General features: G+C 73.0%; 29 protein-coding genes. 16 read left to right on the plus strand and 13 right to left on the minus strand.

The annotated features are described in order from the left end of the window. Positions 1-35 precede the first annotated feature (35 nt). Both OG470_RS26995 and OG470_RS27000 read left to right on the plus strand, forming a co-directional pair. A complete protein-coding gene (locus tag OG470_RS26995) occupies positions 36-497 on the plus strand; it encodes a peroxiredoxin (protein WP_328416635.1) in 462 nt (153 codons plus the stop codon). Between the two features lie 82 nt (positions 498-579). Further along, positions 580-1,275, plus strand: a complete 696-nt coding sequence (locus OG470_RS27000; RefSeq protein ID WP_328416637.1) for a hypothetical protein — start codon at positions 580-582, stop codon at positions 1,273-1,275. A 40-nt stretch (positions 1,276-1,315) separates the two neighbouring features. On the opposite strand, the gene OG470_RS27005 is transcribed toward OG470_RS27000, so the two are convergent. Next, the gene (locus OG470_RS27005) at positions 1,316-1,768 is read right to left on the minus strand and encodes a MarR family winged helix-turn-helix transcriptional regulator (RefSeq protein WP_328416638.1); all 453 of its coding nucleotides are present in this window, start codon (positions 1,766-1,768) and stop codon (positions 1,316-1,318) included. 95 nt (positions 1,769-1,863) lie between these two features. Between OG470_RS27005 and OG470_RS27010 the strand changes: the two genes are divergently transcribed. Continuing rightward, the gene (locus OG470_RS27010) at positions 1,864-2,322 is read left to right on the plus strand and encodes a MarR family winged helix-turn-helix transcriptional regulator (RefSeq protein WP_328416639.1); all 459 of its coding nucleotides are present in this window, start codon (positions 1,864-1,866) and stop codon (positions 2,320-2,322) included. Here OG470_RS27010 and OG470_RS27015 read toward each other — a convergent pair whose 3' ends face one another. From OG470_RS27015 to OG470_RS27025, 3 genes are all read right to left on the minus strand, one after another. Then, positions 2,323-3,516, minus strand: coding sequence for a GNAT family N-acetyltransferase (locus OG470_RS27015; protein ID WP_328416640.1), 1,194 nt, complete (start codon positions 3,514-3,516; stop codon positions 2,323-2,325). An 85-nt stretch (positions 3,517-3,601) separates the two neighbouring features. Then, on the minus strand, positions 3,602-4,600 hold the full coding sequence (gene cydB, locus OG470_RS27020; RefSeq protein ID WP_328416642.1) for a cytochrome d ubiquinol oxidase subunit II: 999 nt from the start codon (positions 4,598-4,600) through the stop codon (positions 3,602-3,604). Between the two features lie 14 nt (positions 4,601-4,614). Continuing rightward, positions 4,615-6,027 carry a cytochrome ubiquinol oxidase subunit I gene (locus OG470_RS27025; protein WP_328426623.1) on the minus strand — a complete coding sequence of 471 codons (1,413 nt, stop codon included), beginning with the start codon at positions 6,025-6,027 and terminating at the stop codon, positions 4,615-4,617. Positions 6,028-6,226: 199 nt separating this feature from the next. Here OG470_RS27025 and OG470_RS27030 point away from each other — a divergent pair, with 199 nt between their 5' ends. The 8 genes from OG470_RS27030 (at position 6,227) to OG470_RS27065 (ending at position 12,406) form a co-directional block, all read left to right on the plus strand. Continuing rightward, positions 6,227-7,000, plus strand: coding sequence for a lysophospholipid acyltransferase family protein (locus OG470_RS27030; RefSeq protein ID WP_328426625.1), 774 nt, complete (start codon positions 6,227-6,229; stop codon positions 6,998-7,000). An 82-nt stretch (positions 7,001-7,082) separates the two neighbouring features. After that, the gene (locus OG470_RS27035) at positions 7,083-7,667 is read left to right on the plus strand and encodes a TetR/AcrR family transcriptional regulator (protein WP_328416644.1); all 585 of its coding nucleotides are present in this window, start codon (positions 7,083-7,085) and stop codon (positions 7,665-7,667) included. A gap of 57 nt (positions 7,668-7,724) precedes the next feature. Beyond that, positions 7,725-8,684: an SDR family NAD(P)-dependent oxidoreductase gene (locus OG470_RS27040; RefSeq protein WP_328416646.1), complete on the plus strand. Its 960-nt coding sequence runs from the start codon at positions 7,725-7,727 to the stop codon at positions 8,682-8,684. A 60-nt stretch (positions 8,685-8,744) separates the two neighbouring features. Continuing rightward, the gene (locus OG470_RS27045) at positions 8,745-9,011 is read left to right on the plus strand and encodes a hypothetical protein (protein WP_328416648.1); all 267 of its coding nucleotides are present in this window, start codon (positions 8,745-8,747) and stop codon (positions 9,009-9,011) included. A gap of 9 nt (positions 9,012-9,020) precedes the next feature. Next, a complete protein-coding gene (locus OG470_RS27050; protein ID WP_328416649.1) occupies positions 9,021-9,320 on the plus strand; it encodes a hypothetical protein in 300 nt (99 codons plus the stop codon). A gap of 139 nt (positions 9,321-9,459) precedes the next feature. Further along, on the plus strand, positions 9,460-10,227 hold the full coding sequence (locus OG470_RS27055; RefSeq protein WP_328416651.1) for a glycerophosphodiester phosphodiesterase: 768 nt from the start codon (positions 9,460-9,462) through the stop codon (positions 10,225-10,227). A gap of 16 nt (positions 10,228-10,243) precedes the next feature. Continuing rightward, complete coding sequence (locus OG470_RS27060) at positions 10,244-11,635, plus strand: MFS transporter (protein WP_328416652.1); 1,392 nt, start codon at positions 10,244-10,246, stop codon at positions 11,633-11,635. 54 nt (positions 11,636-11,689) lie between these two features. Beyond that, positions 11,690-12,406, plus strand: a complete 717-nt coding sequence (locus OG470_RS27065) for a thymidine kinase (protein ID WP_386991399.1) — start codon at positions 11,690-11,692, stop codon at positions 12,404-12,406. Here the strand turns inward: OG470_RS27065 and OG470_RS27070 are convergent. Both OG470_RS27070 and OG470_RS27075 read right to left on the minus strand, forming a co-directional pair. Then, on the minus strand, positions 12,373-13,605 hold the full coding sequence (locus OG470_RS27070) for a low temperature requirement protein A (protein ID WP_328416654.1): 1,233 nt from the start codon (positions 13,603-13,605) through the stop codon (positions 12,373-12,375). The genes OG470_RS27065 and OG470_RS27070 overlap by 34 nt on opposite strands. Beyond that, entirely contained in the window at positions 13,592-14,050 is a 459-nt protein-coding gene (locus OG470_RS27075) for an Rv0361 family membrane protein (RefSeq protein WP_328416656.1), read from the minus strand. The genes OG470_RS27070 and OG470_RS27075 overlap by 14 nt, the downstream gene beginning before the upstream one ends. Before the next feature lie 142 nt (positions 14,051-14,192). Between OG470_RS27075 and OG470_RS27080 the strand changes: the two genes are divergently transcribed. From OG470_RS27080 to OG470_RS27090, 3 genes are all read left to right on the plus strand, one after another. Next, on the plus strand, positions 14,193-15,896 hold the full coding sequence (locus tag OG470_RS27080) for an acyl-CoA dehydrogenase family protein (RefSeq protein ID WP_328416658.1): 1,704 nt from the start codon (positions 14,193-14,195) through the stop codon (positions 15,894-15,896). Positions 15,897-15,926: 30 nt separating this feature from the next. Next, positions 15,927-17,102 carry an outer membrane protein assembly factor BamB family protein gene (locus tag OG470_RS27085; RefSeq protein ID WP_328416659.1) on the plus strand — a complete coding sequence of 392 codons (1,176 nt, stop codon included), beginning with the start codon at positions 15,927-15,929 and terminating at the stop codon, positions 17,100-17,102. A gap of 77 nt (positions 17,103-17,179) precedes the next feature. Further along, positions 17,180-17,551, plus strand: a complete 372-nt coding sequence (locus tag OG470_RS27090) for a VOC family protein (RefSeq protein WP_328416661.1) — start codon at positions 17,180-17,182, stop codon at positions 17,549-17,551. Positions 17,552-17,591: 40 nt separating this feature from the next. On the opposite strand, the gene OG470_RS27095 is transcribed toward OG470_RS27090, so the two are convergent. Next, on the minus strand, positions 17,592-18,437 hold the full coding sequence (locus OG470_RS27095) for an LLM class flavin-dependent oxidoreductase (RefSeq protein WP_328416663.1): 846 nt from the start codon (positions 18,435-18,437) through the stop codon (positions 17,592-17,594). 30 nt (positions 18,438-18,467) lie between these two features. After that, a complete protein-coding gene (locus OG470_RS27100) occupies positions 18,468-19,466 on the minus strand; it encodes a tyrosine-type recombinase/integrase (protein ID WP_328416665.1) in 999 nt (332 codons plus the stop codon). A gap of 97 nt (positions 19,467-19,563) precedes the next feature. On the opposite strand from OG470_RS27100, the gene OG470_RS27105 reads away from it, so the two are divergent. Continuing rightward, complete coding sequence (locus tag OG470_RS27105; protein WP_328416667.1) at positions 19,564-20,628, plus strand: helix-turn-helix transcriptional regulator; 1,065 nt, start codon at positions 19,564-19,566, stop codon at positions 20,626-20,628. A 21-nt stretch (positions 20,629-20,649) separates the two neighbouring features. Here the strand turns inward: OG470_RS27105 and OG470_RS27110 are convergent, their stop codons facing one another. The 5 genes from OG470_RS27110 to OG470_RS27130 all read right to left on the minus strand — a co-directional run bounded on the left by OG470_RS27110 (position 20,650) and on the right by OG470_RS27130 (position 23,427). Beyond that, positions 20,650-21,144: a GNAT family N-acetyltransferase gene (locus OG470_RS27110; RefSeq protein ID WP_328416669.1), complete on the minus strand. Its 495-nt coding sequence runs from the start codon at positions 21,142-21,144 to the stop codon at positions 20,650-20,652. Between the two features lie 122 nt (positions 21,145-21,266). Then, positions 21,267-21,686 carry a DUF6069 family protein gene (locus OG470_RS27115; protein WP_328416671.1) on the minus strand — a complete coding sequence of 140 codons (420 nt, stop codon included), beginning with the start codon at positions 21,684-21,686 and terminating at the stop codon, positions 21,267-21,269. 76 nt (positions 21,687-21,762) lie between these two features. Next, complete coding sequence (locus OG470_RS27120) at positions 21,763-22,239, minus strand: MarR family winged helix-turn-helix transcriptional regulator (protein WP_328416673.1); 477 nt, start codon at positions 22,237-22,239, stop codon at positions 21,763-21,765. Positions 22,240-22,291: 52 nt separating this feature from the next. Then, a complete protein-coding gene (locus OG470_RS27125) occupies positions 22,292-22,807 on the minus strand; it encodes a DUF2087 domain-containing protein (RefSeq protein WP_328416675.1) in 516 nt (171 codons plus the stop codon). Positions 22,808-22,902: 95 nt separating this feature from the next. Then, positions 22,903-23,427, minus strand: coding sequence for a MarR family winged helix-turn-helix transcriptional regulator (locus OG470_RS27130; RefSeq protein ID WP_328416677.1), 525 nt, complete (start codon positions 23,425-23,427; stop codon positions 22,903-22,905). A gap of 66 nt (positions 23,428-23,493) precedes the next feature. Between OG470_RS27130 and OG470_RS27135 the strand changes: the two genes are divergently transcribed. Further along, the gene (locus OG470_RS27135; protein WP_328416679.1) at positions 23,494-24,726 is read left to right on the plus strand and encodes an MFS transporter; all 1,233 of its coding nucleotides are present in this window, start codon (positions 23,494-23,496) and stop codon (positions 24,724-24,726) included. Positions 24,727-25,059 lie beyond the last annotated feature (333 nt).

Here is a 25,059-nt window from a genome sequence, read left to right on the forward strand (position 1 = left end):
TCACCGCCTGTCCGGTCTGACAACGGAGGTGCGCGGTGGCGGATGTGAGTGTCGGCGACGTGGTGGAGGACTTCGAGCTGCCGGACGAGACGGGCACGCCACGGCGGCTGTCGGAGTTCCTGGCGGCGGGGCCGGTGGTGCTGTTCTTCTATCCGGCGGCCTTGAGCCGGGGTTGCACGGCGGAGAGCTGCCACTTCCGGGATCTGGCGGCGGAGTTCGCGGCGGTGGGCGCGACCCGGGTGGGCATCAGCCGGGACACCGTGGAGAAGCAGGCGGAGTTCTCCGCGCGACACGGCTTCGACTATCCGCTGTTGTCGGATCCGGACGGGGCGGTCGCGCAGCAGCTCGGGGTGCGGCGGCGGCTGCCGTTGGGGGCATTGAGCACGAAGCGGATGACGTTCGTGATCGGCGCGGACCGGCGGGTGATCGAGGTGATCCACAGCGAGGTCAGCATGAACGACCACGCGGACCGGGCGCTGCGGGCGCTGGGCGGCTGAGCGGACGGAGCCCCGTGCGGCGGGTGTCGCAGCCGGCTGATATCAAGACAGCAATCAAACAGGTGTACGGAAGAGGGTTCTGATGGATGCCGGCCAGGGTTTGTCCACTGACGAGGTGCAGAGCCTGCGGGAGGCGTTGGCGGCCGGGCGTAAGCCGCGGGTGGTGTTCACCGCATCCGCGGGGCAGATCGCCGGTCAGGGGGGTCAGGTGGTGGAGCTGACCGATCCCGAGGTGTCCGACGAGTTCGTGGTGGTGCGCTTCGGTCGCGACGAGTTGCCGTTCTCCCCCGCGGATGTGGCGATGGCACCCAAGGGCGCCGGTCGTCGGGTGGTGGAGCCGAAGCCGGAGCCACCGGCGGAGGAGCCGCCCGCGGTGGCGGCGCCCGAGTTCGTGTTGGATACGCCGCGGGTGCCGACGCCACGGCGGGAGGAGCCAAAGGTGGAGCAGGTGGAACAGGTGGAGAAGGCGCCGGCACGGCGGGCGGTCAAGGCCGTGAAGCCGAAGGGCCCGGCGGGCCTGACGGTGACGCTGGCGTACGCCGACGGTGAGTGGACGGTCGCGGCGCAGCAGGGCAGCAAGGCCCTCGCCAAGCCGTACGTGGTGAAGCCGGCGGAGGCGTTGAAGATGGTGGCGCTGGTCGACGTGCCGGGCGTGCAGGAGGCGGTGGAGCAGATCCTCGGCACCGAGCGGGCGGAGGCGGAGCAGCAGGCGGAGAAGCTGCGCGCGGAGCTGGCCGAGATTGAGGCACGGCTGGCGGAGCTGCGCGAGGCCCGCTGAGCGCGTCGGTCCACTGACCGTTCCGGCCCCTGATGCGGGGTCAGTGGCGGGTGTGGTGGTCGAGCAGCCGGGTGAGCAGCCGGGTCAGTTGGTCGCGTTCGTCGGTGGACAGCGGGGCGAGCAGATCGCGCTGGACCCGTTCCACGGTCTCCCCCATCCGGTCGGCCTCGTCGCTGCCGGCGTCAGTGAGGCTGATGACGTTGCGGCGACGGTCGGCCGGGTCGGGGGCGCGCACCACGAGCCCCCGACCGGCCAGGTCGTTGATGGCCGCCACGACGTCGCTGCGGTCGATGCCGCAGCGCCGGCCGAGGTCCGCCTGGCTGGCCGGGCCGCCCTCGGCCAGTGCGGCGAGCAGTCGATAGTGATAGCCGCGTAGGCCGTGCGCGGCGAAGCCCTCGCCGATCAGGCGGGCGGCATGGCTGGCGGTCTGGTTGAGCAGCCAGCTGGGGGTGGTGCGTAGCCCGGCGGGTGACTGCGGGCCGGTGGACTCCATGCGGCGCAGCCTAGCAGAAATCGTTGGTGCTACCCACGATTCATGCTACGTTGGTCGCACCAACATTGGTTTCGCCAACGTTTGAAGGAGGCGGCATGTCCACCGCACCCATCCTCAACGGCCAGGTCATCGGCCAGGCCCACTACGCCACCCGAGCCCTGCTCGAACGAGCCATCACCCCGCTCGGGATCAGCTTCGGCCAGGCGCTCGCGCTCAACGTCCTCGCCGACGGCGCCGTCGACCGGGCACGGCTCGTGCACCGGATCACCAGCACCCTGAAGGTCGACGAGCCGGCGGTGCACGCGGTGATCGCCCAACTCGTCGACGCCGACCTCGCGCAGGTCGGCGACCGCGCTCCAGCGGGCGACGGTGAGCCGCAGGTGTCGCTCACCGAGAGCGGTCGCGTCACACAGGGCCGCATCGGTGCCGCCGTCGCGGACATCACCGCCCGGCTGTACGCGGACATCCCGACCGACGAGATGAGCACGGCGGCCCGGGTGCTCGCCCTGGTCACAGACCGCGCGAACACCGAACTGGCGGCGGTGCCGACCTGATCAGAAGTAGTCGAGCAGCTGCGCCGGCCCGCCAGCGCCCAGCAGGTCGAGGCCGGCCGGGTCGGTACCGGTGGAGTGCCGCAGCAGCCCGGCCTGGGCGACCGAGCGGGCGTGGGCGGCGCCGGTGTACAGCAGCGCGAAACCGCGGACGGTCAGCCGCAGGTCCGCCTCGCCACTGATCCGGGTGAGCTCGGCGGCGCCGTCAGCGACGGTCAACCGCCAGGTGCCGGTGTTCCAGTCGGCGAGGTCATCGTCGAGGGCGAAGTCGACGGTGCCCCGGACGTGGGTGGGCCAGCCGCGGGCGCTGACCGCCCGGGCCACGTCCACCGGCCGGTGCATCCACAGGTTCCGCTCGTGCTCGCGGGCCGACTCGAGCGGCAGGTGGGCGCTGACGGCGTCGCCGTCGAGCGGGCACAGCCGCAGGGTCGGGGCGACGCTGGCCCAACTGCCGAGCACACCGACGAGTTCCCGGGCGGCCTCGGCGGTGCTGGCCAGGGCCTCGTCGACGGTGAGCACGGAGTCGGCGCCGTAGCCACGGCCCCGTTCCCAACTGGCGTAGCCGACCAGGTCGCCAGCGTCCTCGACCAGGGTGAGCCCGTCGCCGGGCAGGCCGCCACCGGCGGCGAAGAAGTCGAACAGCTGACCCCGGCGGCTGAGCGGACCGTTGCGGTGCCGGGTGACCCGCTCGTACAGGGCGGCGACGGCGGGCAGGTCGGCGGGCGTGCCGGCGCGGATGGTGAACCGGGGGTCCGGCCGGTGCCGGGGCAGCGAGACAGTGGGCAGGTTGACGACGCGCAGCACGCCGGCGACCTCCCAGCCGCAGGCGCGATAGGGGGCGACGACGGTCGGGTACAGCGCGCTGATCGCCGCTCCCCGTTCGTGGGCACCGCGGAGCAGGGCGCTGAGCATGGCGCGGGCCACGCCCCGGCCGCGGGCCTCGGGGGCGACCGCCACGCCGCCGACGTCGGCGGCGGGCACCGCCCGTCCGGACCACCACTGGTCGTGGTGCAGGTCGACGGCCTTTCCGACGAGCCGGCCGGCGTCGTCGAACGCGCCGTAGCGGGTCAAGCCGGGCACCGCCTCGGTGGCGTGCGGAGGTCGTTGCGGGTCGGACCCGAAGGCGAACCTGCCCAGCTCCCAGGCATCGGCGAGGTCGTCGGCGGTGAGTTCGCGGACGTGCACGGCGGTGGGCATCGGCACACCCTAGCGGGATGGATCTTCGAGAGCCGCCGAATTACCGACGGGGTGCGGGGCCGATGCCGGTCCCGCACCCCCGCGGTCAGTGCTGGGGGATGTTGGCCACACCGATCCGCTTGCGGAACACCCAGTAGGTCCAGCCCTGGTAGGCCAGCACGACCGGGGTGAAGATCACCGCAACCCAGGTCATGATCTTCAGGGTGTAGGGGGTGGAGGCGGCGTTGGTGGCGGTCAGCGTGCCCGCCGCGTCCAGGGTGGACGGCAGCACGTTCGGGAACAGCGCGGCGAACAGGGTCGCCACCGCCAGGGCGATCGCCACGGCCGTACCGGTGAACGCCCAGCCCTCCCGGCGTACCCGGGCGGCGGCGAGGCCACCGAGCAGGGCGAGGGCCGCGCCGACGGCGAGCACGACGGCGGCCGGGCTGGAGCGGATGCTCAACGTCCAGCTCAGGAACGCCACCGCGAGCACGGCGGCGGCGACCCCGATGCGCACCGCGAGGGCGCCGGCGCGCTCGCGGATGTCACCGGTGGTCTTCAGGGCGAGGAACACCGCGCCGTGGGTGAGGAACAGCGCCATGGTGGTCGCGCCGCCGAGCAGGGCGTACGGGTTCAGCAGGTCGAGCAGGCCGCCGACGTACTCGTGCTCGGCGTCCAGCGGCACACCACGCAGGATGTTGGCGAAGGCGACGCCCCACAGGATCGCCGGCAGCAGCGAGCCGACCACGATCGCCGCGTCCCAGCGGCGCTTCCAGGTCGCCTCGGGGCGCTTGTGGCGGTACTCGAAGGCCACCCCTCGGGCGATCAGGGCCAGCAGGATCAGCAGCAGCGGCAGGTAGAAGCCGGAGAAGAGGGTCGCGTACCACTCGGGGAAGGCGGCGAACATGGCGCCGCCGGCGGTGATCAGCCACACCTCGTTGCCGTCCCAGACCGGGCCGATGGTGTTGATCAGGACGCGGCGTTCGCGGTCGTTGCGGCCGAGCACGGGCAGCAGCATGCCGACGCCGAAGTCGAAGCCCTCCAGGATGAAGTAGCCGGTGAACAGCACGGCGACGAGGAGAAACCAGATGGTGGTCAGTTCCACGATGGGCTCCGGGATCAGTAGGCGAAGGCGAGCGGACGCTCGGCGTCGTCGGTGTCGTCGGTGGGGGGCTGTTCGCTGACGTCGGGCACGCCGGCCTTGGCGTAGCGCAGCAGCAGCTTGAACTCGATCACGGCGAGGGTGGCGTAGATCAGCGTGAAGGCGGTGAACGAGGTGACCACCTCGGCCAGCGAGACGCTGCGGGACACGCCGTTGCGGGTGAGCATCTCGCCGAAGACGATCCACGGCTGGCGGCCCATCTCGGTGAAGATCCAGCCGAAGGAGTTGGCCAGCAGCGGCAGCACCGGCATGGCGAGCCCGGCGCGCAGCAGCCACTTGCTGCTCGGGGTGCGGCCCTTGCGCTGGCTCCAGAGCACCAGCAGGGCGATCGCACCGGCGGCCAACCCGAAGGCGATCATGAAGCGGAAGCTCCAGTAGGTGACCGGGATGATCGGGGTGTAGCTGCCGGCGCCGTACTGGCTGGCGTACTGGGCCTGCAGGTCGTTGATGCCCTGCACGGTGCCGTTCGGGTCGCCGGTGCCCAGGTACGACAGCAGGTGCGGGATCTTGATGGCGAAGACCTCGCGGCTGCCGTCGAGGCTGCCGACGGTGAGCACGGAGAACGAGGCAGGGCTCTCGGTGGTGTAGAGACCTTCGGCGGCGGCCATCTTCATCGGCTGCACGTCGGTCATGATCTTGCCCTGGATGTCGCCGGTGAACACCACGGCGGCGGAGGCGACCAGGACCACCCAGGAGCCGAACTTCGTGGCGAAGCGGTAGGCGCCGGTGTCGGCGGAGTCGCGGTTGCGGATCACGTGCCACAGGCCGACGGCCACGACCAGCGACCCGGCGACCAGGAAGGAGCCGGCCAGGGTGTGCGGGAAGGTGACCAGGGCGACCTTGTTGGTCAGTACGGCCAGGAAGTCGGTCAGCTCGGCGCGGCCGGTGTCCGGGTTGAGCCGGTAGCCGACCGGGTTCTGCATGAACGAGTTCGCCGCCAGGATGAAGTACGCGCTGAGGTTGGTGCCGATCGCGGCGGCCCAGATGCTCGCCAGGTGCGCCCGCTTGGGCAGCCGGTCCCACCCGAAGATCCACAGGCCGATGAAGGTGGATTCGAGGAAGAACGCGACCAGCGCCTCGATGGCGAGGGGCGCGCCGAAGATGTCGCCGACGAAGCGGGAGTAGTCACTCCAGTTCATGCCGAACTGGAACTCCTGCACGATGCCGGTGACCACGCCCATCGCGAAGTTGATCAGGAACAGCTTGCCGTAGAACTTGGTGAGCTTGAGGTAACGCTCGTTGCCCGTGCGGTGCCACAGGGTCTGCAGGATGGCCACCAGCACGGACAGGCCGATGGTCAGCGGCACGAAGAGAAAGTGGTAGACGGTGGTGACACCGAATTGCCACCGGGCGACGTCCAACGCGTCCACCTGAAACCCCCAGCTGTTCATACTACGAGACGTAGTAAATACTACTGCTCGTCGTAGAAGGATGGGCAGGGCCGGGCGACCCAAACCCACTCGGGACCAATGACCCTGATCACCCCGGCCGCCCGGCCCGGTGCCGGCCGTGGGCAACCAGGCGACCCGCCCTCGCGGCCCGGCCGCCGCGTGCGACGATGGCGCGCTGATGGACACCGCGCACTCCCCCTGGCGAACACCGCTGATCTGGCGCGCCGCCCAACTGCTGGCCCGGGCCCTGGTCGGCCTGCTGGCCCGCCTCGAGGTCACCGGCGACGTCGCCGCGCACCTGCGTCGCGGACCGCTGGTGCTGGCGGCCAACCACATCAGCCCGTTCGACCCGGTGGTGATGGCCGCCGCCTGCCAGACCCGCGGCATAGCCCCCCGGATCATGGCGACCGCCGGGCTGTTCCGCGCCCCGGTGATCGGCACCCTCATGCGCCGCGCCGGACACATCCGCGTCGACCGCGGCACCAACGCCGTGCACCGGGCACTCGACGCCGCCACCACCGCCGTGGCAGGAGGCTCGGTGATCCTCATCTACCCCGAGGGGCGCATCGGCCTGGACCCCGGCATGTGGCCCGAACGCGGCAAGACCGGCGCAGCCCGGCTCGCCCTGTCCTGCGCCGCCCCGGTCATCCCGGTCGCCCAGTGGGGCGCCCACGAGGTGCTGCCCTACCGGGCGCCCCGGGGAGCGCTGCGGGGCGTCGCCCGCTCGCTGTGGCGCCGCCCGGTGATCCGCGTGCACTTCGGCGAACCCGTCGACCTGGGCGAGGCGAGCGCCGCCAGCCCCGGCGCCGCCCGCCGGGCCACCGACCGGATCATCGACGCGCTCACCGACACCCTCGCCCCGCTGCGCCCCGACGAACCCGACGCGCCCCGGCACGTCGACCCGGGCCGCCCGAGCGACCCCAGCCGCGCCCATCGCCGCCGGCCGGGCTGACTCGGACGTTGTCGTCGCACCTCCAGACCGCCGACGGCTGACGGATTAGACGATTCTCGGAAAACTGTCTAAGCTGTCTACCGTGAGCAGCGCGGAGATGGAGCACGAGGACCCGAAGCGCGCCGCCGTCCTCGCGGGGGCGGTCGGGGTGTTCGGGCGCTACGGATTCCAGAAGACGTCGATGGAGGCGGTCGCGAAGGCGGCCGGCATCTCCCGACCGGGCCTGTACCTGATGTTCCCCAACAAGGAGCAGCTGTACCGCGCCACCATGCAGGGCGTCATGGAACGCGCCCAACGGGCCATGGAGGCGCGCCTCGCCGACCAGGCGCTGAGCTTCGACGAGCGAATCGTGGCGGGGCTGGATGCGCTGATGGGCCCGTACATCGACACCCAGGTGGCCCGCGACCTCAACGAACTGCTGGAGAACAGCGGGCCCCAACTGGGCTCGATGTTCCACGACTACCAGGAGCGGGCCCGCGCGACGCTGAGCGCCCACATCGACGCTCTCGCCCCACCCGCCCTGCTCGACCATGAGCTGACCGCGGACGACGTGATGGACCTGCTCTTCTCCGCCGCACTGACCTGGAAGTCGACCTCGGCCACCAGGGACGAGTTCCGCGACCGGATCCGCCGGAGCCTCCGGCTGATCCACCGCACCGCGGGCTGACCCGCCGCCCACCGACCGCACCCTCACGCTGATTCCCCGCGTCCAAGGAGTTCCGAAATGTCACGAATCATCACCCCTTACTCCGCCCGATCGACCGCCGCCGACGTGATCGCCGGTGTCGACCTCACCGGCCGACGGGCCGTGGTCACGGGCGGCGCGTCCGGGATCGGCCTGGAGACCGCCCGGGCACTGGCCGACGCCGGCGCCGAGGTGACGTTGGCCGTCCGTGACACCGCCGCCGGCGAACGCGCCGCAGCCGACATCACGGCGAGCGGGACGATCGGCAAGGTCTGGGTCGCCCACCTCGACCTCGCCGATCGCGCCTCCATCGACGCGTTCGTCACCGGCTGGACGGGCCCGCTGCACATCCTGGTCAACAACGCCGGGGTCATGGCCCTGCCGGAGCTGACCAGGACCGCCGAGGGCTGGGAGACGCAGTTCGCGATCAACCACCTCGGTCACGCCGAGCTGACCCTGGGCCTGCACGACGCGCTCGCCGCAGCCCGGGGCGCCCGGATCGTCGTCGTCAGCTCCTCGGCCCACCAGCAATCCCCGGTCGTCTTCGACGACATCCACTTCACCGCCCGGCCCTACGAGGCATGGTCGGCCTACGGCCAGTCGAAGACCGCGACCATCCTGTTCACCGTCGCCCTGGCCAGGAAGTGGGCCGCCGACGGCATCACCGTCAACGCCCTGCACCCCGGGGGCATCATGACCAACCTCCAACGACACCTCGACGACGCGCAGTTGCGCTGGGTCGGCGCGATGGACGACCACGGCAACCGCCTGGAGGTGCCGCCGGGCTGGAAGACCCCGCAGCAGGGTGCGGCCACCTCGGTCCTGCTGGCCGCCTCCCCCGTGGTCGACGGCGTGACCGGCCGCTACTTCGAGGACGGCAACGAGGCCCTAGTCATCGCCGAGCGGGCCGACGGCATGAGCGGCGTGCTCGCATACGCCCTCGACGACAAGGACGCCGACATCCTCTGGGACGAGACGGTCGGGCTCCTGCGGCGCTGACCGGGTCGGCGGTGTCGCCCGGGCAAACTGACCCGTGCGGGCGACTGGCACAGTGATCACGTGTCGCACCGCCGTCTCGTCCTCGTCGCGCTGGTACTGATCGTCGTGGGCGGGCTCGGCTACGCCGGGCTACGGACCGCGTACCACCACGCCAAGGACCAGCGGGACCTCGCCGACCTGACCAGGACGTCGCCGTGGCCCCGGGAGCAGCTGCTGATACCCGACGGCGTGACCCGGCCCGGCACCGTCGGCTGGCTCGAGCGCGGCGGCCTCGACATCGCCTACCCGCTGCACACCGCACACGGCCGGGCCGTGCCCGTGCTCTAGCGGCTCCGCGTGCCGCAACCCGCGACCGGGCTGCCCGACGGCGTCGACTGCGACACGCCCCGGCTGCGCACCTGCACCGACCTCGGCGGCCGGGGCACGCTGATCGTGACCCACCAGACCGACAACAGCGACCCTTCCACCGCCCTCTACCGCACCGACGGGGGCAGGGTACGGGCGATCGAGGTGCAGGGGCCGGACCCGGTCGAGGTCGACGACCTGATCGCCGCGCTCACCCGCGTGCACCCGCCCAGCGACGCCGAACTGCTGGACCTGCTGCGCCACGACGGCTACCAGACCGACTGGAGCTGAGCCGGGGACGGCCGCCGGATCGGCGCGCCGAGCTGAGCATCGCCGGCCCGGTCGACAGCAGAGGCGAGGGCGACCACCGGTCGACGAATGTCGCCGGCAGGTCACCCAAGGTCCACCGGCGGCGGGCATACTGCGTCGCGTGCTGACCCGATCCGGCTACCTCGACGCGCCCGCGCCGCTGGCGTTCGCCCACCGCGGCGGCGCCGCCGAGGGCGACGAGAACACCACCGAGGCGTTCGCCCGTGCCATCGGCCTGGGCTACCGGTACGTGGAGACCGACGTGCACGCCACCGCCGACGGGGTGGCGGTGATCTTCCACGACCCGACGCTGCGCCGGATCACCGGCGAACCGGGGCGCATCGCCGACCTGCGCTGGGACGACCTCGCCTCGGTGCGGGTCGGCGGTGCGGCCGTCGTACCCCGGCTCGACGAGGTGCTGGGCGCCTGGCCGCAGGTCCGCTTCAACATCGACGTGAAGGCCGACGGCGGCGTCGAGCCGACGGTGGCCACCGTGACCCGGGCCGGCGCCGCCGACCGGGTGCTGCTCGCCTCGTTCAGCGACGCCCGACTGACCCGGCTGCGGGCGCTCACCGAGGGGCGGGTCGCCACCAGCCTCGGCATGCGCGGGGTCGCCCGGCTGCGGGTCGCCTCCCTGCACGGCCGCCCCCTGCGGCTGCCCCCGTCGGTGGTCGCCGCGCAGGTGCCGCCCAGCTACGGGCGGGTGCCGGTGGTGGACCGCCGGTTCCTCGACTACTGCCACCGACTCGGCCTTCAGGTGCACGTCTGGACGATCGATGAACCCGCCCAAATGCACGACTTACTGGATCGTGGTGTGGATGGCATCATGACCGATCACGTCGGCGTGCTGCGCGACGTCTACCGCAGCCGCGGCCACTGGGCCGCCTGACCGGCGAAGGACCCCGATGGCCGAGACCGTGACCCCCACGGTGGACGAGACCCCGCCCCCGGCGAGCACCCGCCGCGAGCGGAGCGGCTGGTACATCTACGACTGGGCCAACTCCGCCTTCCAGACCACCGTCATCACGGTGTTCCTCGGCCCGTTCCTCACCACCGTCGCCGAGTTGGCCGCCGGCTGTCAGCTGGGCGCGGACGACTGCGACGGCTACGTGCACCCGCTGGGCATCCGGGTGGCCGCCGGCTCCTACTACCCGTACCTGATCTCGCTGTCGGTGCTCCTCACCGTTGTCGTGCTGCCAGTCATCGGGGCGATCGCCGACCGGTCGGCGCACAAGAAGCGACTGCTCGGCGGCGCCGCGTTCACCGGCGCCGGCGCGACCATGGCGATGGCCTTCGTCACCGGCGACCGCTACCTGCTCGGCGGGGCGCTGTTCCTGGTCGCCAACATCTCCTTCGGCGCGGCCATCGTGGTGTACAACTCGTTCCTGCCGCAGCTCGGCGGCCCCGACGAGCGCGACGGCATCTCCAGCCGCGGCTGGGCGCTGGGCTACCTCGGCGGCGGCCTGCTACTGGCGTTCAACCTGGTCGCGGTGACCCTGTTCAGCGAGGACGACAACCCGCAACGCACCCTGGATCTGGCCCGCTGGTCGATCGTGTCCGCCGGGGTGTGGTGGGCAGCGTTCACCCTGATACCGCTGCGCTGGCTGCGCGAACGCCCCACCGCGGCGGCACTGACCCGCGGCGGCAACGTGCTCACCGACGGTTTCCGGCAGCTGGCCCGCACCCTGCGCGAGATCAAGGCGTACCCGCTGACGCTGTTCTTCCTGCTCGCGTTCCTGGTCTACAACGACGGCATCCAGACCGTCATCACCCTCGCCAGCCAGTACGGCACCGAGGAGTTGCGGCTGGAGCAGAGCACCCTGATCGTCACGATCCTGCTGGTGCAGTTCCTCGCCTTCGGTGGCGCGCTGAGCCTCGGCGCGCTGGCCCGGCGCATCGGCGCCTGGAAGACCGTGCTGCTCAGCCTGGTGCTCTGGACCGGTGTGATCATCGGCGCGTTCCGGCTGCCCGCCGAGGCGCCGGTGCCGTTCATGGTCCTCGGCGCGGCCATCGGCCTGGTCCTCGGCGGCAGCCAGGCGCTGAGCCGGTCGCTGTTCAGCCAGCTCATCCCGGCCGGCAAGGAGGGCGAGTACTACGGCTTCTACGAGATCAGCGACAAGGGCACCAGCTGGCTCGGGCCGCTCGCGTTCGGCCTGGTGTTCCAGCTCACCGCCTCCTACCGGGTGGGTCTGGTCTCCCTGCTGATCTTCTTCGTCGTCGGTTTCCTGCTGCTCCTGGCCGTGCCGATCCGCCGGGCCATCGTCGCCGCCGGGAACACCCCGCCCCGGGTGCTCTGACCAGCGTCCCGCTTACGCCGATCCACGATTGCCGATGGGCTAGGCTGCCCGACCGTGACCGACGACGACGCCACCGCCCCGACCTGCCTGGCTCACCCGTTCCCCGGCCAGCCGCACGCTCCGGCCGGGTGCGCGGCTGCGCGCGGGCTCGACGGGCGCCCGGTGCACGCCGCGGCGTTGAAGTTCTTCTGGGGGCCGATGGACTGCGGCAAATCCACCATGGCATTGCAGATGAACTACAACCACGCCCGGCAGGGCCGCCGTGGGCTGGTCACCACCCGCATCGACCGGTCGCTGGGCCCGCAGGTCACCACCCGCATCGGTCTGGCGCACGAGGCGATCGAGGTCACCGACGACCTGGACCTGCGGGCCCTGGTCCGGGGCCGGTGGGCCGACGGGGTACGCGTCGACTACCTGATCTGCGACGAGGCGTGCTTCTACACCGTCGAACACGTCGAGCAGATGGCCGAGCTGGTCGACAGCTACGACGTGGACGTGTTCGCCTTCGGTCTGGCCACCGACTTCCGGTCCTGCCTGTTCCCCGCCGCGCAGCGGCTGTTCGAGCTGGCCGACGAGGTCGCCCGCATCCAGGTCGAGGTGCTGTGCTGGTGCGGCCGGGAGGGGCTGCTCAACGCCCGGGTGGTCAACGACCGGGTGGTCCGGGAGGGCGCACAGGTCGTCATCGGCGACACCGTGGACACCGCAGATGTGCGCTACCAGGTGCTCTGCCGGCGGCACTACCGCTCGGGCGACCTGGGCCCGCGCGACTGACCGCTGCGCTCACGCCGTGCGGGGTCGGCGAACCGGTCCGCGATGATCACCGCGCCGGTCACCATGGTGGCCAGCGCCGCGCACGCCGCCACGGGCAGCGCCAGCAGGACGCAAGCTGGCAACAACGCCAGCAGTACGACCACCGCCGCGATCCGGCTGGTCGGCCGGATCCGCCACAGCACCGCCTGGTAAGCGGCGTGCCCGGCGAGGAACAGCGCCGGACCGCCCAGGGTGAACAGCGCGGCGACCGTGCTGGCGTCCGCACCGGGCTCGCGCAGCAGCCGCTCGTCGCCCGCCGCCGTGACGATGATGCCGGCGACCATCACCGGGTGCAGGTAATTGAACGCCACTCGGCTCAACCCGCCGGTGCGTTCACCGGCGCGGGCGATGACCACCGTCGCGGCCGGCGCCGAGCGCGCGAAGTACACCCACCACAGCGCCACCGAGCCGGCGAACGCCAACAGGAACGCCGCCGATGTCACCGTGTCCAGGTGCCGCGTGAGGGTGCTCCCGGTGAGCAGGATCGACTCTCCCAGCGCGATCAGGATGAACGCCTGGCACCGCTCAGCCAGGTGCCCGCCCTCCACCATCCACCGCTCGGCGCGGCTACGCCCCAGACCGGGCACCGGAAACCCGATCGACAGGCCGATCACTTCGATGACGATCGCCCCCGCCCACAGCGCCTCCCGGACATCCCCGCCGGCCATGCCTCCGAGCACCACCAGCACCGACGTCCCGACGAACCACGGCAGCGTTTTCTGAAACCCGTCGGCCAACCACGATTGGCCCTGCACCGCCCACAGCGCGAACAGGGTGCGGCCCATCTGGACCGTCGCGTAGACCACGGCGAAGAGCAGACCGGTATCGGCGAACGCTTCGGGGATCGCCGCCGACATCAGCAGACTGCCCAACATCAGCCCGATCAGCAGCGCCCGCACCGGCGCCTCGTTCGGTTGCAGCCAGTTCGTCAGCCACGCGGTGTAGACCCAGACGAACCACACCATCGCCAGCAGCAACGCGGTCCGTCCGGCGCCAGGCCAGTCCGGGTGCTCGATGAGATAGTGCGACAGCTGGGTGACGGTGAAGATGTAGACCAGATCGAAGAAGAGTTCGGTCGAGGTGGTCGGCTCCATACCCCGCCGCTCGCGCAGCAACCAGGGCCGCACCGGCTTGACGACCGGCGACTCAGAACGGGTCACCGCAGACCCGCCAGTCCCCGTCCTCGCGGATCACCGGCAGACGACGCTCCTCACTGGCGCCGCCGGCGCGGGTCAACCGCACGGTCACCGTGCCGTGCGGGCGCCCGCCACGGGTGGCCACCGACACGTCGGTGATCTCGTAATCGGTGACCATCGGCGGGGTACGCACCCAACTGGTGAAGCCGATCGAGCTCCACCGGGTACGCGCGTCCGCGCAGAGCCGCTCGTACGCCCCGGCGGTGTCGCCGACGGCCACCTCGTTCAGGAACCCGTCGGCGGTCTCCCGGATCGGGCCGGCAGCCTGGCGTACGGTCTGCAGGTTCCAGGCGCCCAGCCCGGCCACCCCGACGCAGCACAGCGCCACGCCGAACCCGGCGAAGGCCAGCCCGGTGCGCATCGGGCGGTGCCGCCGGGCCGGTCGGCTCCACGGCTGGCCGGCACTCACGACTACCGACCGTAGAGAACGTCGTCGCGCAGAGCATGACAAGCCGGAAACTGGGTGCGCCCGATGGACGTCTGTGCCCTGTTCGGACCGGCCACGGATCGTCTACCGTCGGCGCACACCCCCAGTGCCAGGGAGCCGATGGATGAGCCGCTTCGTGCAGCCGGTACCACCCCCCGCCGACCCGTACGCCGGTGACGCCCTGCTGCGGTCCTGGCTGGAGCGTCACCTCGGCCCGGCCGGGCACGCCGCCGCGAAGGGCCGCCTCGCCGACCTGGCCGCCGACGTCGCCGGGCCGCTGCGCGCGGCGCACGCAGACGCCGAGGCGCACCCACCGAGGCTCGTCCGCTACGACCCGTGGGGCGCCCGGGTCGACCGGATCGACACGTCCGCCGGCTGGCAGGCACAGCGGGCCGCCGCCGCCCGGCACGCCGTGGTCGCACTGCCCTACCTGCCGGACGCGCGCGGCACCTGGGGTGCTGCGGCGCGGGTCGTGCAGCACGCCCTGCTGCACCTGTACGGCCCGGAGTCGGCGACGTTCTCCTGCCCGGTGGCGATGGCCGACGGGGCGGCGACGCTGCTCAGCCTGCCCGACGTCGACGCCGGGGTCCGCGACGCGTGGCTGCCCCGGCTGATCTCCACCGACCTGGCCACCGCTATCACCAGCGGGCAGTGGATGACCGAGTCGCAGGGCGGCTCCGACCTGGGCCGCTCCAGCACCGTCGGCCGGCCCGCCGCGGACGGTTCGTGGCGGCTGACCGGGGAGAAGTGGTTCTGCTCCGCCGCCGACGCGGCGATGGCGGTGGCACTGGCCCGACCGGAGGGCGCCGCGCGCGGCAGCCGGGTGCTCGCCCCGTTCCTGGTCCCCCGGTACGCCGCCGACTCGCCCCTGGCCGACGGGGCCGCAGCGGGCGCGCCCGCGCCGGGCGTCACCGTGCACCGGCTCAAGGACAAGCTCGGCACCCGGGCACTACCCACGGCCGAGATCGGCCTGCACGACGCGTACGCCGTGCCGCTGGGCGACCCGGCGGTGCCCGGCCTGGTCCGGGCCATGACCCTGGTCGTGGTGACCCGGGTGCACAACGCCGCCGCGGCGGCCGGCGGAATGCGGCGGGGCCTGGCCTACGCCCGGGCGTACGCCGACGCGCGCCACGTCGCCGGCGGCGCGCTGGCGTCCTCGCCGCTGCACCGGGCCACCCTGGGCACCCTCGCGGTCGACGCGGCGGGCGCGTTCGCCCTGGCCGGGCACGCGTTCGCGCTGCTCGGCCGGGTCGAGGTCGGCGCCGACCCCGCGGCCGAGGCGGAGCTGCGCATCGTGGCGCCGCTGGCGAAGCTGGCCACCGGCCGGCTCGCCGTCAGCTCCGCCAGCGAGTACGTGGAGAGCTTCGGCGGGGCCGGCTACGTGGAGGACACCGGCGTACCCCGGCTGCTGCGCGACGCGCAGGTGCTGCCGATCTGGGAGGGCACCACCAACGTTCTGGCCCTGGACGTGCTGCGCGCGCTGGCTCGGGAGGACGCCGGGGCGCCGCTGCTGAGCCGGCTCGCCGCTGCCGTCGACCTGGCCCGACCGCTGTCGCCGGCACTGGCCGACACCCTGGCCACGGCGGCCGCGCAGCTGCGCGACACGGTCACCGCGGTGACCGCCGACCCGGGCGCCGCAGCGGTGCTCGCCGGTGCCCGCGGCCTGGCGCTGCGCCTGGCGTACGCGCTGACCACCGCACTGCTCGTCGAGCACGCCGCGTGGGGTGACGAACAGGCGGAACTGGCCGCCCGGCTGTGGGCGCGGCGCTGGCTGCGGCACGAGGAGATCGCGGAGGACGCCCACAACCACCTGGACCTGCTCTGCTGACCGGTCGGCGCGAGCGGGCGGGTGGACACCATGTCGGTGCTGATCGAGCTGGGCGACGACCGGGGCGCGCCCCTGGACGACCTAGGACCGCCGTCTCCGGCGGCGTCCCGGCCAGGGCGGGTGGGGCTGCTGCTGGCCGCGTGCGCCCTGCTCGGCGGCGCCGCCGCGCCCGTACACCTGACGCCCCGAGTCGGGCCGGCGCTGCCCGCCCGCGCGACCGTGCTCAGCGCGGGTCCGCTACTGCTGGTCGTCGACGCCGGCACCGACCCGCCGGCGCTGAGCGCCTACGACGCCGCCGTGCCGCACCGCCCGGCGCGGTGGCGGGTCACCGTGCCGCCGGCCACCCGGTGGTCCGCCGAGGCGGCCGATGACCTGCTACTGCTCACCGAACGCGACCAGGTAGGCCGGGCGACGGCGACCACCGCGCGGTCGGTACGCACCGGCCAGCCGCTGTGGCGGCGGCCCGAGCGGGTGTACGCGGCCGGCGACGCGGCGGTGGCGGTGAGCGAGGTACGCAGCGCCGCCGAGCCGGGACGCCGGGTCGAGGGCACCGTGCACGGCGTCGACCCGGCCACCGGTGCGACCCGATGGTCGGTGCCGGTGCCCTCGACGGCCGTGCTGAGGGCGCTCCCCGGCACGCCCGGGCGGGTGCTGCTGGTGCAGGACGACGGGCTGGCGCGGCTGCTCGACGCCCGCGACGGCGCGGTCCGGGGGCAGGGGCGGCTTCCGCCGGCCGACTACGGCCCGGACAATCCGCAGGTCATCGGCGGGCACCTGGTGCTGCGCCACCCAACCGGCAGCGGGGCGGCGCTGACCGGGTACGACCTGCCGGGGCTGTCGCGGCGCTGGCAGGTGCCGGTCGAGCCGGGCGAGCTGACTCTGCGGCCCTGCCAGGGCCTGGTCTGCGGGCGCGACCGGCTCGGCCGGTGGGCCATGGACGCGGGCACCGGCATGCGGCGCTGGACGTGGCCGGCCGGAGCGCGCTGGCACACCCTGGCGGGCGCTCGGATCGGCGCCGAGCCGCTGCTGCTGCTCGGGACGGCGTCGGACGGCCGGCGCACCCTGGTGGCGACGGTGGGCCGGGACGGCCCCCGGGTGCGCGCGGTGCTCCCGGCGGGGCTGACCGACTGCCGTCAGGCCGGCGCCGGGCTGATCTGCCGTGACGGCGCCGCCCGGGTGACGGTGTGGCCGCTCGACGCGCCCTGATCGTCATCCTCTCTCGGTGCGAGAAACGCCGATGTACCTGACAGCGGTTGGCAGGTACGTGAGGGCAGACTGCCGATATGACGACAACCGCTGACCTCGCCATGGTCAACCTGGACAGCTCCGACCCGGCCGCGCACGCCGCGTTCTACCACCGCGCGTTGGGCTGGGAGATCACCCACAGCGCAGCCGAATACGCCATGCTCAGCGGCGGTGGCGTCTCGATCGGCTTCGGGCTGGTAGAGGGTTACCAGCCGCCGTCCTGGCCCGACCCGGCCGGCGGTAAGCGCTACCACCTCGACCTCTACGTCGACGACCTGGCCGTGGCAGAGAAGGAGTTCGTCCAGGCCGGCGCGTCGAAGCCGGAGTTCCAGCCGGGCGGCGAACGGTGGGTGGTGCTCATCGACCCGATCGGGCAGCCGTTCTGCATCTGCCCCCGCCCACAGGGCTGAGGCTTCCGCCGCCACTGCCGGCTGGGTGCTGGGCGGCGGGTCAGCGCAGCGGGCCGCGGGCGACGGCGACCCGCATCGTCGCCGGGTCGCCGACCGGGACGTACTCGAGCCACCAGGTGGCGCCGGCCGCGGCGAGCTCACCGAGATAGGCCCGCTCGGAGCGTTCGTCCGGTCGGCGCCGCCGGCCGCCGATCGCCACGTCGAACGGCTGGCCGTCGGCGCGGGTGGGTGGCAGGACGGCCACCAGCTCGCGTACCTCATCGGGGGTGAAGTCAGACCACCCGTCGGTGTCGGTGAGCTTGTACGGCACGATGCCGTCGGCACGGGCGGCCCGGCGTCGCACCGCCCCGGCCTGGGTGCTGCCGCCGACCCAGACCGGCACCCGGGGCGACTGCACCGGAGCCGGCCGCAGCGCCACCCCGTCGGCGCGGTAGTGGGTGCCCTGGTGGTTGACCGGCTCCCCGCTGAGCAACCCGGTCAGCAGGTCGAGGCCCTCGTCGAGCATGGCGGCCCGGACGGCCACCTCAGTCGGCTCGCCGAACGCGACCAGGCCTCGGTCGCCGGGGTCGCCGACACCGACCGCGACGGTGGCCCGGCCCGCGCTGAGGTGGTCGAGGGTGAGCACCTCGCGGGCCAGCTTCGCCGGGCGCCGCCGGGGCAGCGCGGTGACCGTGGTGCCCAGCCGCACCCGGCTGGTGCGCCCGGCGATCGCCGTGAGCACCAGCCACGGGTCGTAGGTGGACGGGTCGTCACCGGAGTGGTGGATCAGGTAGTCCTCCAGGAACACACCGTCCCACCCGGCGCGCTCGGCGAGCTCGCCCAGCTCGACCAGGGTGGACACCGTGACGGAGGCGCCACCGCAGGGAAGCTCCAGGCCGTGTCTCATCCATCGACCGTATGGCGGGGGTACGACGGCTCAGCCGCGGCGGCGGGACCGAGCCGCCCACACCACGTACGACGGGTCGCGGTCGAGGTTGTGCCGGTCCCGGTCGTAGCGGCGGGTGGTACGCGGATCGGCGTGCCCCATCGCGTCCTGCACGTCCTCCAGCGGGACACCCTCCGAGCGGGCGGTGGTGGCGAAGGCGTGCCGCAGCGAGTGCGGGGACAGCCTCGCCCAGGCGGGGATGCCGGCCGTCCGGGCCAGGCGGCGGACCAGCCGGAACACCGAGTGCCGGTCCATCCGGGCGCCACTGGCGGTGACCAGCAGTGGCCCGCTCAGCTGCGGCACCGGCACGCCGGTGGCGGCGGCCCGCTGGGCCAGGTAGGCGTCCACCGCGTAGCCGGTGCCCGGGGTGAGGGCGCGCCGGCGTGCTTTGCCGCCCTTGCCGATGAAGCGCACGCTGCGGTGCCCGCGTTCGGTGCCCAGGTCGGCCAGGTCCAGTGAGATCAGCTCGCCGACCCGCAGGCCCAGGTCGGCCAGGAGCGCGATCGCGGCCCGGTTGCGGGCGGCGGTCTGGCCGGTGTCCGCGTCGGCCGCGCTCAGCAGCGCGTCCACCTCCTCCGGGGTGAGGCCGACCGTGGCGGAGTGGTCCCGGTCGACGCGGGGCCGGTCCGCGCCGGAGACCGGGTTGGCGGGCATCGCGCCGAGCTTGACGAGGAAGTCGTACCAGCTCGACAGCGCGGAGAGCCGGCGCGCCACGGTCGCCGGGGTCAGCGGTCGGCCGCTGCGGGCGCCAAGGGTGGACTCCAGGGCCCGGGCGTACTCGTTGACGTGCAGGAAGGTGACGTGCAGCGGGTCCAGGTCGCGGCCGGCGCACCAGGTGAGCCAGCCGGTGATGTCGCGCCGGTACGCGTCGCGGGTGTGCTCGGACAGCCGGCGGTTGCGCAGCCAGGCCTCGGTGACGTCGACCGGCCCGCCGGGCAGGGCCGGTCGGGCGGTCGGACGGGCGAGCACCGGAGCGTCGGAGGACACCATGTGAAAAAGTTTCTCAGCTCTGGATGGGAAGACCCTGAAGGCGCGCCGAGGGATGCGCCCGGTGTCGGGGTGCGGCGCGCCGGCTACCGTCGGGCGGGTGCGCGCCAGTCGGTTGGTCTCCCTGCTGCTGCTTCTGCAGACCCGGGGGCGGATGACCGCGCCAGAGCTGGCCGAGGCCCTGGAGGTCTCGGTCCGGACGGTGTACCGGGACGTGGAGTCGCTGGGCGCCGCCGGGGTGCCGGTGTACGCCGAGCGCGGTCCCGCAGGCGGGTATCGACTGCTCGACGGCTACCGCACCCGGCTGACCGGGCTGACCGCGGGCGAGGCCGAGGCGCTGTTCCTGGCCGGTGTGCCGGGTCCGGCCGCCGAGCTGGGCCTGGGTTCGGTGCTGGCCGCCGCCGAGCTGAAGTTGCAGGCGGCACTGCCGGCGGACCTCACCGACCGGGGCGGGCGGATCCGGCAGCGGTTCCACCTGGACGCGCCGAGCTGGTTCCGCGAGCCCGAGCCCACCCCGCACCTGGCCACCCTGGCCGACGCGGTGTGGGAGGACCGCCGGATCCGGGTGCGCTACCGGCGGTGGCAGGCGCCCCGGGAGGTGACCCGCACCCTCGACCCGCTCGGCGTGGTGCTCAAGGCCGGCCGGTGGTATCTGGTCGCCGCCGCCGACGGGCAGGTACGCACCTACCGGGTGGGCGCCATCCTGGAGCTGACGGTGCTGGCCGAGCACGTCGACCGGCCGACCGGGTTCGACCTGGCGGCCTGCTGGCGGGAGCACGCCGAGCGCTACGAGAGCAGCGTCTACCGCGCCGAGGCCCGGGTACGGATGACCGCAGCGGCGCTGGCGCAGACCGTGCATCTCTTCCCGCCGGCGATGAGCCGGGCGGCGCACGCGGCCGCCGGCGCGCCGGACGCGGACGGCTGGCTGCTCACCACCGTGCCGATCGAGTCCATCCGGCACGGTCATGTCGAACTGCTCAAACTCGGCGCGCAGGTGCAGGTGCTCGCCCCCGCCGAGCTGCGAGAACGTCTCACCGACACCGCCCACGCGCTCGCCGCGCTCTATCCACATGCCGGCGCCGACCGCGCGGGAGAGCCGGAGGTGGACGCCGACCAGCCGGGCGGTGCTTCTGTGGAGACGATCGATGCTCGGGGCGGACGCTGAGCACGCTGCTGGCTCAACCCCTCAGCGGAGCCGCTTCTCGAACCAGTGCTCGGCGTACGGGCCCTGCGAGTACGCCGGGATCTCAACGTAGCCGTGCCGGGCGTACAGGGCGCGGGCCTCGACCAGGTCGGCGCGGGTGTCCAGCCGGATCCGGTCCGCCCCGGCCGCCCCGGCGTGCCGCTCCACGGCGGCGAGCAACGCGGCGCCCCCGCCAGCGCCGCGGTGAGCGGGGCGGATGAACACCCTGGTCAGCTCGGCCCAGTCCGGGTACCACCGCAGCCCGGCGCAGCCGGCCAGTTCCGCGCCGTGGTGGGCGAGCACCAGCAGGCCGCTCGGGTACGTCAGGTCGTCGCTGGGCAACTCGGCCAGCGCCTCGTCGACCTCGCCGGGCAGGGCCGGGCGACGGTGGTAGCGGACCACCATCTCCGTCATGTACTCGCGGAGCAGCCGTGCCGCATCGGGCTGATCGGGACGGACGGTGCTGGTCACCCAGTCGGGTCGGACGGTTGTGGTCACCTGTCGATCATCAGCGTCCGGTCAACGGCATTTTCCGCCGTCCCAGGGCCGCTGGTGGCAGGGCGAGCAGGGCGAACGTTCCCGGGCCGCCGGCTCCAGGCGGGTGCCGGCGGCCCGGCACGCTACCGGCGGCGGGACGGCAGCAGCGCGATCAGCGCGACCGCCACGGCCACATGCATGGCGCCGAGGGCGAACTTGGCGCCGGTGGTGGCCTCGATGCCGAACAGCGGGCCGAAGGAGAGCACGGTCACCAGGACGGCCAGCGAGATCCAGACGATGCGGGCGACCCGCGGCGCGAACCGCTCCAGCAGTGCCAGCGCCGCCCAGCCCAGCAGGGCCGCGCCGAGGGCGATCCCGATGATCTGGCCCGGCCCGATGACCAACGCGGGTTGACCCGGACTCTCGACGGTGTAGTCGACTCCGGCCACCTCGCCGATCCCCCAGATGACCAGGCAGGCCAGGACGGCGGCGGCGACGCCCACGGCGCCACGGCGCAGTGACGAGGTGGCGGTGGTGACGGTTGGTTCGGCGGTCGCACTCATGACGGCTCCTCGATCGGGGGGCACGAACAAGTGCGACCGTAGCAGATAGTCCCGTCCAAGACTATCTGCTACGGAACTAGCATCCGGAGCGGCTGCCGGGCGCGTACGGGGAGGTGTTGGCCAACGGGCCGCTCACCAAACCGGTGAGCGCGCGCAGGAATGCCTCCTGGTCCTGCACGGGCAGGGTGGCGAGGAGATCGGCCTGAATGCGGCGCACGACATCCTGCGCCCGTTCCAGGACCCGCTCCCCGGCGGCCGTCACCGTGATCAGCCGGGCGCGGCGATCCGTCGGCGCCGGTCGACGCTCGGCCAGCCCGGCCCGCTCCAACTGGTCCAGCGTGACGACCATGGTGGTCTTGTCCACGCCGCACCGTTCGCCGATCTCCCGCTGGGTCAGGCCCCCGATGCGGGCCTGCGCCAGGACGTAGTGCGCCCGCGGCGAGATGCCCAGCTCGGCCAGGCCCGCGGCGTGCTCGGCCTGGAGCGCGTGACTCGCCCAGGAGAGCAGGAACAACAGGTCGGGCGGGCCGTCGGTGGGCGTACAGGAGGTCATGCACGGAGGCTAGCAACATGCTCCGAGACGGGACGGTTCGCGCAGCGGACGATCAGGGCCGCTGATAGATCCCGTGCTCGCGGGTGAGCAACTGCTCGTCGATCAGGTAGCGGCGCAGCGTGGCGTGGTCGGACCCGCCGGCGGCGCACCACGGTTTGAGCGCCTCGTCCACCACCCGCTCGGGGTACCGCGTGCCCGACTCGAAGGACCGCTCGGCGATGTGTGCCAGCAGCACCCGCCGCCGGCCGCGCTGTGCCGGCAGGCCCACCAGCACGTCACCGCGCAGGAAGGTGCGCAGCACCGGGTCGTCGGCCGGACCAGCGTCGTCGGCCGGACGGCGTTCGCGCGCCGCCGCTCGCAGCGACACCTCGTCGGCCGCGAGGGCGCCGTCGGGGCCGGTCACCAGGCCCGCGTCGCTGAGCCGGCGAATCGCGGTGTGCACCGCCCGCGCCGGCAGATCGGTCCGCTCGGCGATCTGGGCAGTGCCGGCCGCGCCGAGCACGATCGCCGCGAAGACCCGCCGTCGTCCGTCGTCGGCCAGGGCGCCGGCCAGAGTATCCGCTGTCACGCCGGTCACCCTCCCACCAGCGGTACGCGGACCGCCAGGCGATTTTCGGGGCGTGGCGGCGGCCGGAGGTGGATCGGTGTGCGCTGGGCCGGCGCTCAGTCGGGGTCCGGTGTGCCCGCCGAGTCGGCCGGCTGCTCGGCGACGAGAAGTACCCGACGCAGCAGGTCGGAGAGCAGTCGGCGCTCCGACGGGGTGAGCGCGCCGAACAGCCGGTGCTCCTCGGCGCCCCGGACGTCCATCGCCCCGTGCCATGCGGCCCGGCCCGCGTCGGTGAGCTCCACATCCACCCGACGCCGGTCGACAGTGGACGGCGTCCGCCGCACGTAGCCGCGTTCGACCAGGTTGTCGACGCGCGCGGTGATCGAGGCCGGCGCCATCGCCAGATCCGCGGCGAGTTCCGAGGGTGCGGCACGCCCCTGCCGGCCGGCAAGCGCGTGCAGCGTGTCGTACTCGTGCGCCGGCAGGTCGAAGTCCGCAAGGACCCGCTCCTTCACCGTGCGCAGGTGCCGGGTCACGACGCCCATCCGGGTCACGGCGCCTTCGACGTCGGCGTCGAGGTCGGGCAGGACGGGCAGCCAGCGCTCGACATGCCGGTCGACGGAGTCGTGGGCGGTGGTCACCCGCAGAGCCTATCGCAACCGAAATATTCGTTGACGAAATATTCGGTGTCGAAGTACATTGCGGTGGTGACCAACCCTCTGCGCGTCAGCTCCTTCCGGCTGCTGTTCCTGGGCCGGACCGTCTCCTCGGTCGGTGACGCCGTGGTGCCCGCCGCACTTGCCCTGGCCGTGCTGCGGGCCACCGGTTCCACCAGTGCGCTCGCGGTCGTCCTCGCCGCGGCCATGGTTCCCCGGCTGCTCCTGCTGCCCCTCGGCGGCGTCGTCGCCGACCGGTTCGACGCCCGCCGGGTCGCCCTGGTGGCCGACCTGGTCCGCTGCGCGACCCAGCTCGCGGTCGGCGTGGAGCTGCTCGGCGGCGACCCGTCGCTGAGCACCATCGTGGTGGCCTCGGCGCTCGGTGGCACCGCCTCGGCGTTCGCCATGCCCACCGCCTCCCCGCTGGTCGCCGGCACCGTCGAACCGGCCGCCCGGCAGCGGGCCAACGCCCTGATGGGGATCACCGCCAACACCAGCCGGCTCGCCGGCCCGGCGCTGGCCGGCCTGCTGATCTGGGCCGCCGGACCCGGCTGGGCGTTCATCATCGACAGCGCGTCGTTCGCGCTCAGCGCCACGCTCCTCGCGTTCGTCCGGGTCCGGCATGTGCCGGTACCCCGCCGTTCCGTCCTCGCCGACCTGCGGCACGGCTTCGGCGAGGTTCGCGCCCGCGACTGGTTCTGGACCAGCCTGATCGGGCACGGCGTGTGGAACGGCGCCGCCGCCGTGCTGATGACCCTCGGGCCGGCCATCGCCATCGACCGCCTCGGCGGCGAGGCCACCTGGGTGCTGCTGTTGCAGGCCGGCGCGATCGGCATGCTCACCGGCTCGCTGCTGGCCGGGCGGGTCCGGCTCCACCGGCCGGTACTGCTGGCCAACCTCGGGCTGGCCAGCTACGCCGCACCACTGTTGCTGCTCGCCGTCGCCGCGCCCGCCCCGGCGGTGATCGTCGCCTACGGGGTGGCGCTGACCGCCCTCGGTTACCTCAACCCGGTCTGGGAGACCGTCGTGCAGCACCAGTTCCCGCCCGAGGTCCTGGCACGAGTCACCTCGTACGACTGGCTGGTGTCGCTGGGCGCGATGCCGCTGGGCTACGCCTTGGCGCCGCTGGCCGCCGACGCGTTCGGCGCGCCCGTACCGCTGGCGATCGCCGGCCTGCTGGTCCTGACCGCCTGCGCCGGCACCGCGCTCGTCCCCGGCGTACGCCGGCTCACCTGGCCCGCGGCCCCGCAACCGCAAGCGGCCGAACCCGCCGGCGTCCGCTGATCAGAGCGGCTTGTCGGTGCGCAGCTGTGCGGTAGCCATCAGCCTGCCCCGGGCGGCAGAGCCGGGCCCACGCAAAAGGCCCCCGACCAGTGCCGGGAGCCTCCGTGCGGTGTGGTCGGTCAGCCGGCGTCCCGCGCGAGACGATGGAGCACCATCTGCTGAAGCTGGAGTTGGCCACTGCGGTGGCACCTCGATCACCCCTGGGGAGATCGCTGAGCGCAGGTGCCGGCTCGGCAGTGCCTCAACCCCCGCTCGTGCACACGGCATTAATGACGCGCTCACCGACGCTTAGATGATTACGTTTCAGCCACAGGCTGGTCGGTGAACGGCACC

Origin of the sequence: Micromonospora sp. NBC_00389 (assembly GCF_036059255.1) — a bacterium.
In the GTDB taxonomy this organism is placed as follows: domain Bacteria; phylum Actinomycetota; class Actinomycetes; order Mycobacteriales; family Micromonosporaceae; genus Micromonospora.

Bases quoted from the DNA above. Each gene is read 5' to 3' on its own strand.
- OG470_RS27000 (WP_328416637.1), top strand. From the start codon at position 580: ATGGATGCCGGCCAGGGTTTGTCCACTGACGAGGTGCAGAGCCTGCGG.
- OG470_RS27010 (WP_328416639.1), top strand. From the start codon at position 1,864: ATGTCCACCGCACCCATCCTCAACGGCCAGGTCATCGGCCAGGCCCAC.
- OG470_RS27015 (WP_328416640.1), bottom strand. From the start codon at position 3,516: ATGCCCACCGCCGTGCACGTCCGCGAACTCACCGCCGACGACCTCGCC.
- OG470_RS27005 (WP_328416638.1), bottom strand. From the start codon at position 1,768: ATGGAGTCCACCGGCCCGCAGTCACCCGCCGGGCTACGCACCACCCCC.
- OG470_RS27095 (WP_328416663.1), bottom strand. From the start codon at position 18,437: ATGAGACACGGCCTGGAGCTTCCCTGCGGTGGCGCCTCCGTCACGGTG.
- OG470_RS27060 (WP_328416652.1), top strand. From the start codon at position 10,244: ATGGCCGAGACCGTGACCCCCACGGTGGACGAGACCCCGCCCCCGGCG.
- OG470_RS27115 (WP_328416671.1), bottom strand. From the start codon at position 21,686: ATGAGTGCGACCGCCGAACCAACCGTCACCACCGCCACCTCGTCACTG.
- OG470_RS27080 (WP_328416658.1), top strand. From the start codon at position 14,193: ATGAGCCGCTTCGTGCAGCCGGTACCACCCCCCGCCGACCCGTACGCC.
- OG470_RS27085 (WP_328416659.1), top strand. From the start codon at position 15,927: ATGTCGGTGCTGATCGAGCTGGGCGACGACCGGGGCGCGCCCCTGGAC.
- OG470_RS27100 (WP_328416665.1), bottom strand. From the start codon at position 19,466: ATGGTGTCCTCCGACGCTCCGGTGCTCGCCCGTCCGACCGCCCGACCG.
- OG470_RS27120 (WP_328416673.1), bottom strand. From the start codon at position 22,239: ATGACCTCCTGTACGCCCACCGACGGCCCGCCCGACCTGTTGTTCCTG.
- OG470_RS27040 (WP_328416646.1), top strand. From the start codon at position 7,725: ATGTCACGAATCATCACCCCTTACTCCGCCCGATCGACCGCCGCCGAC.
- OG470_RS27030 (WP_328426625.1), top strand. From the start codon at position 6,227: ATGGACACCGCGCACTCCCCCTGGCGAACACCGCTGATCTGGCGCGCC.
- OG470_RS27090 (WP_328416661.1), top strand. From the start codon at position 17,180: ATGACGACAACCGCTGACCTCGCCATGGTCAACCTGGACAGCTCCGAC.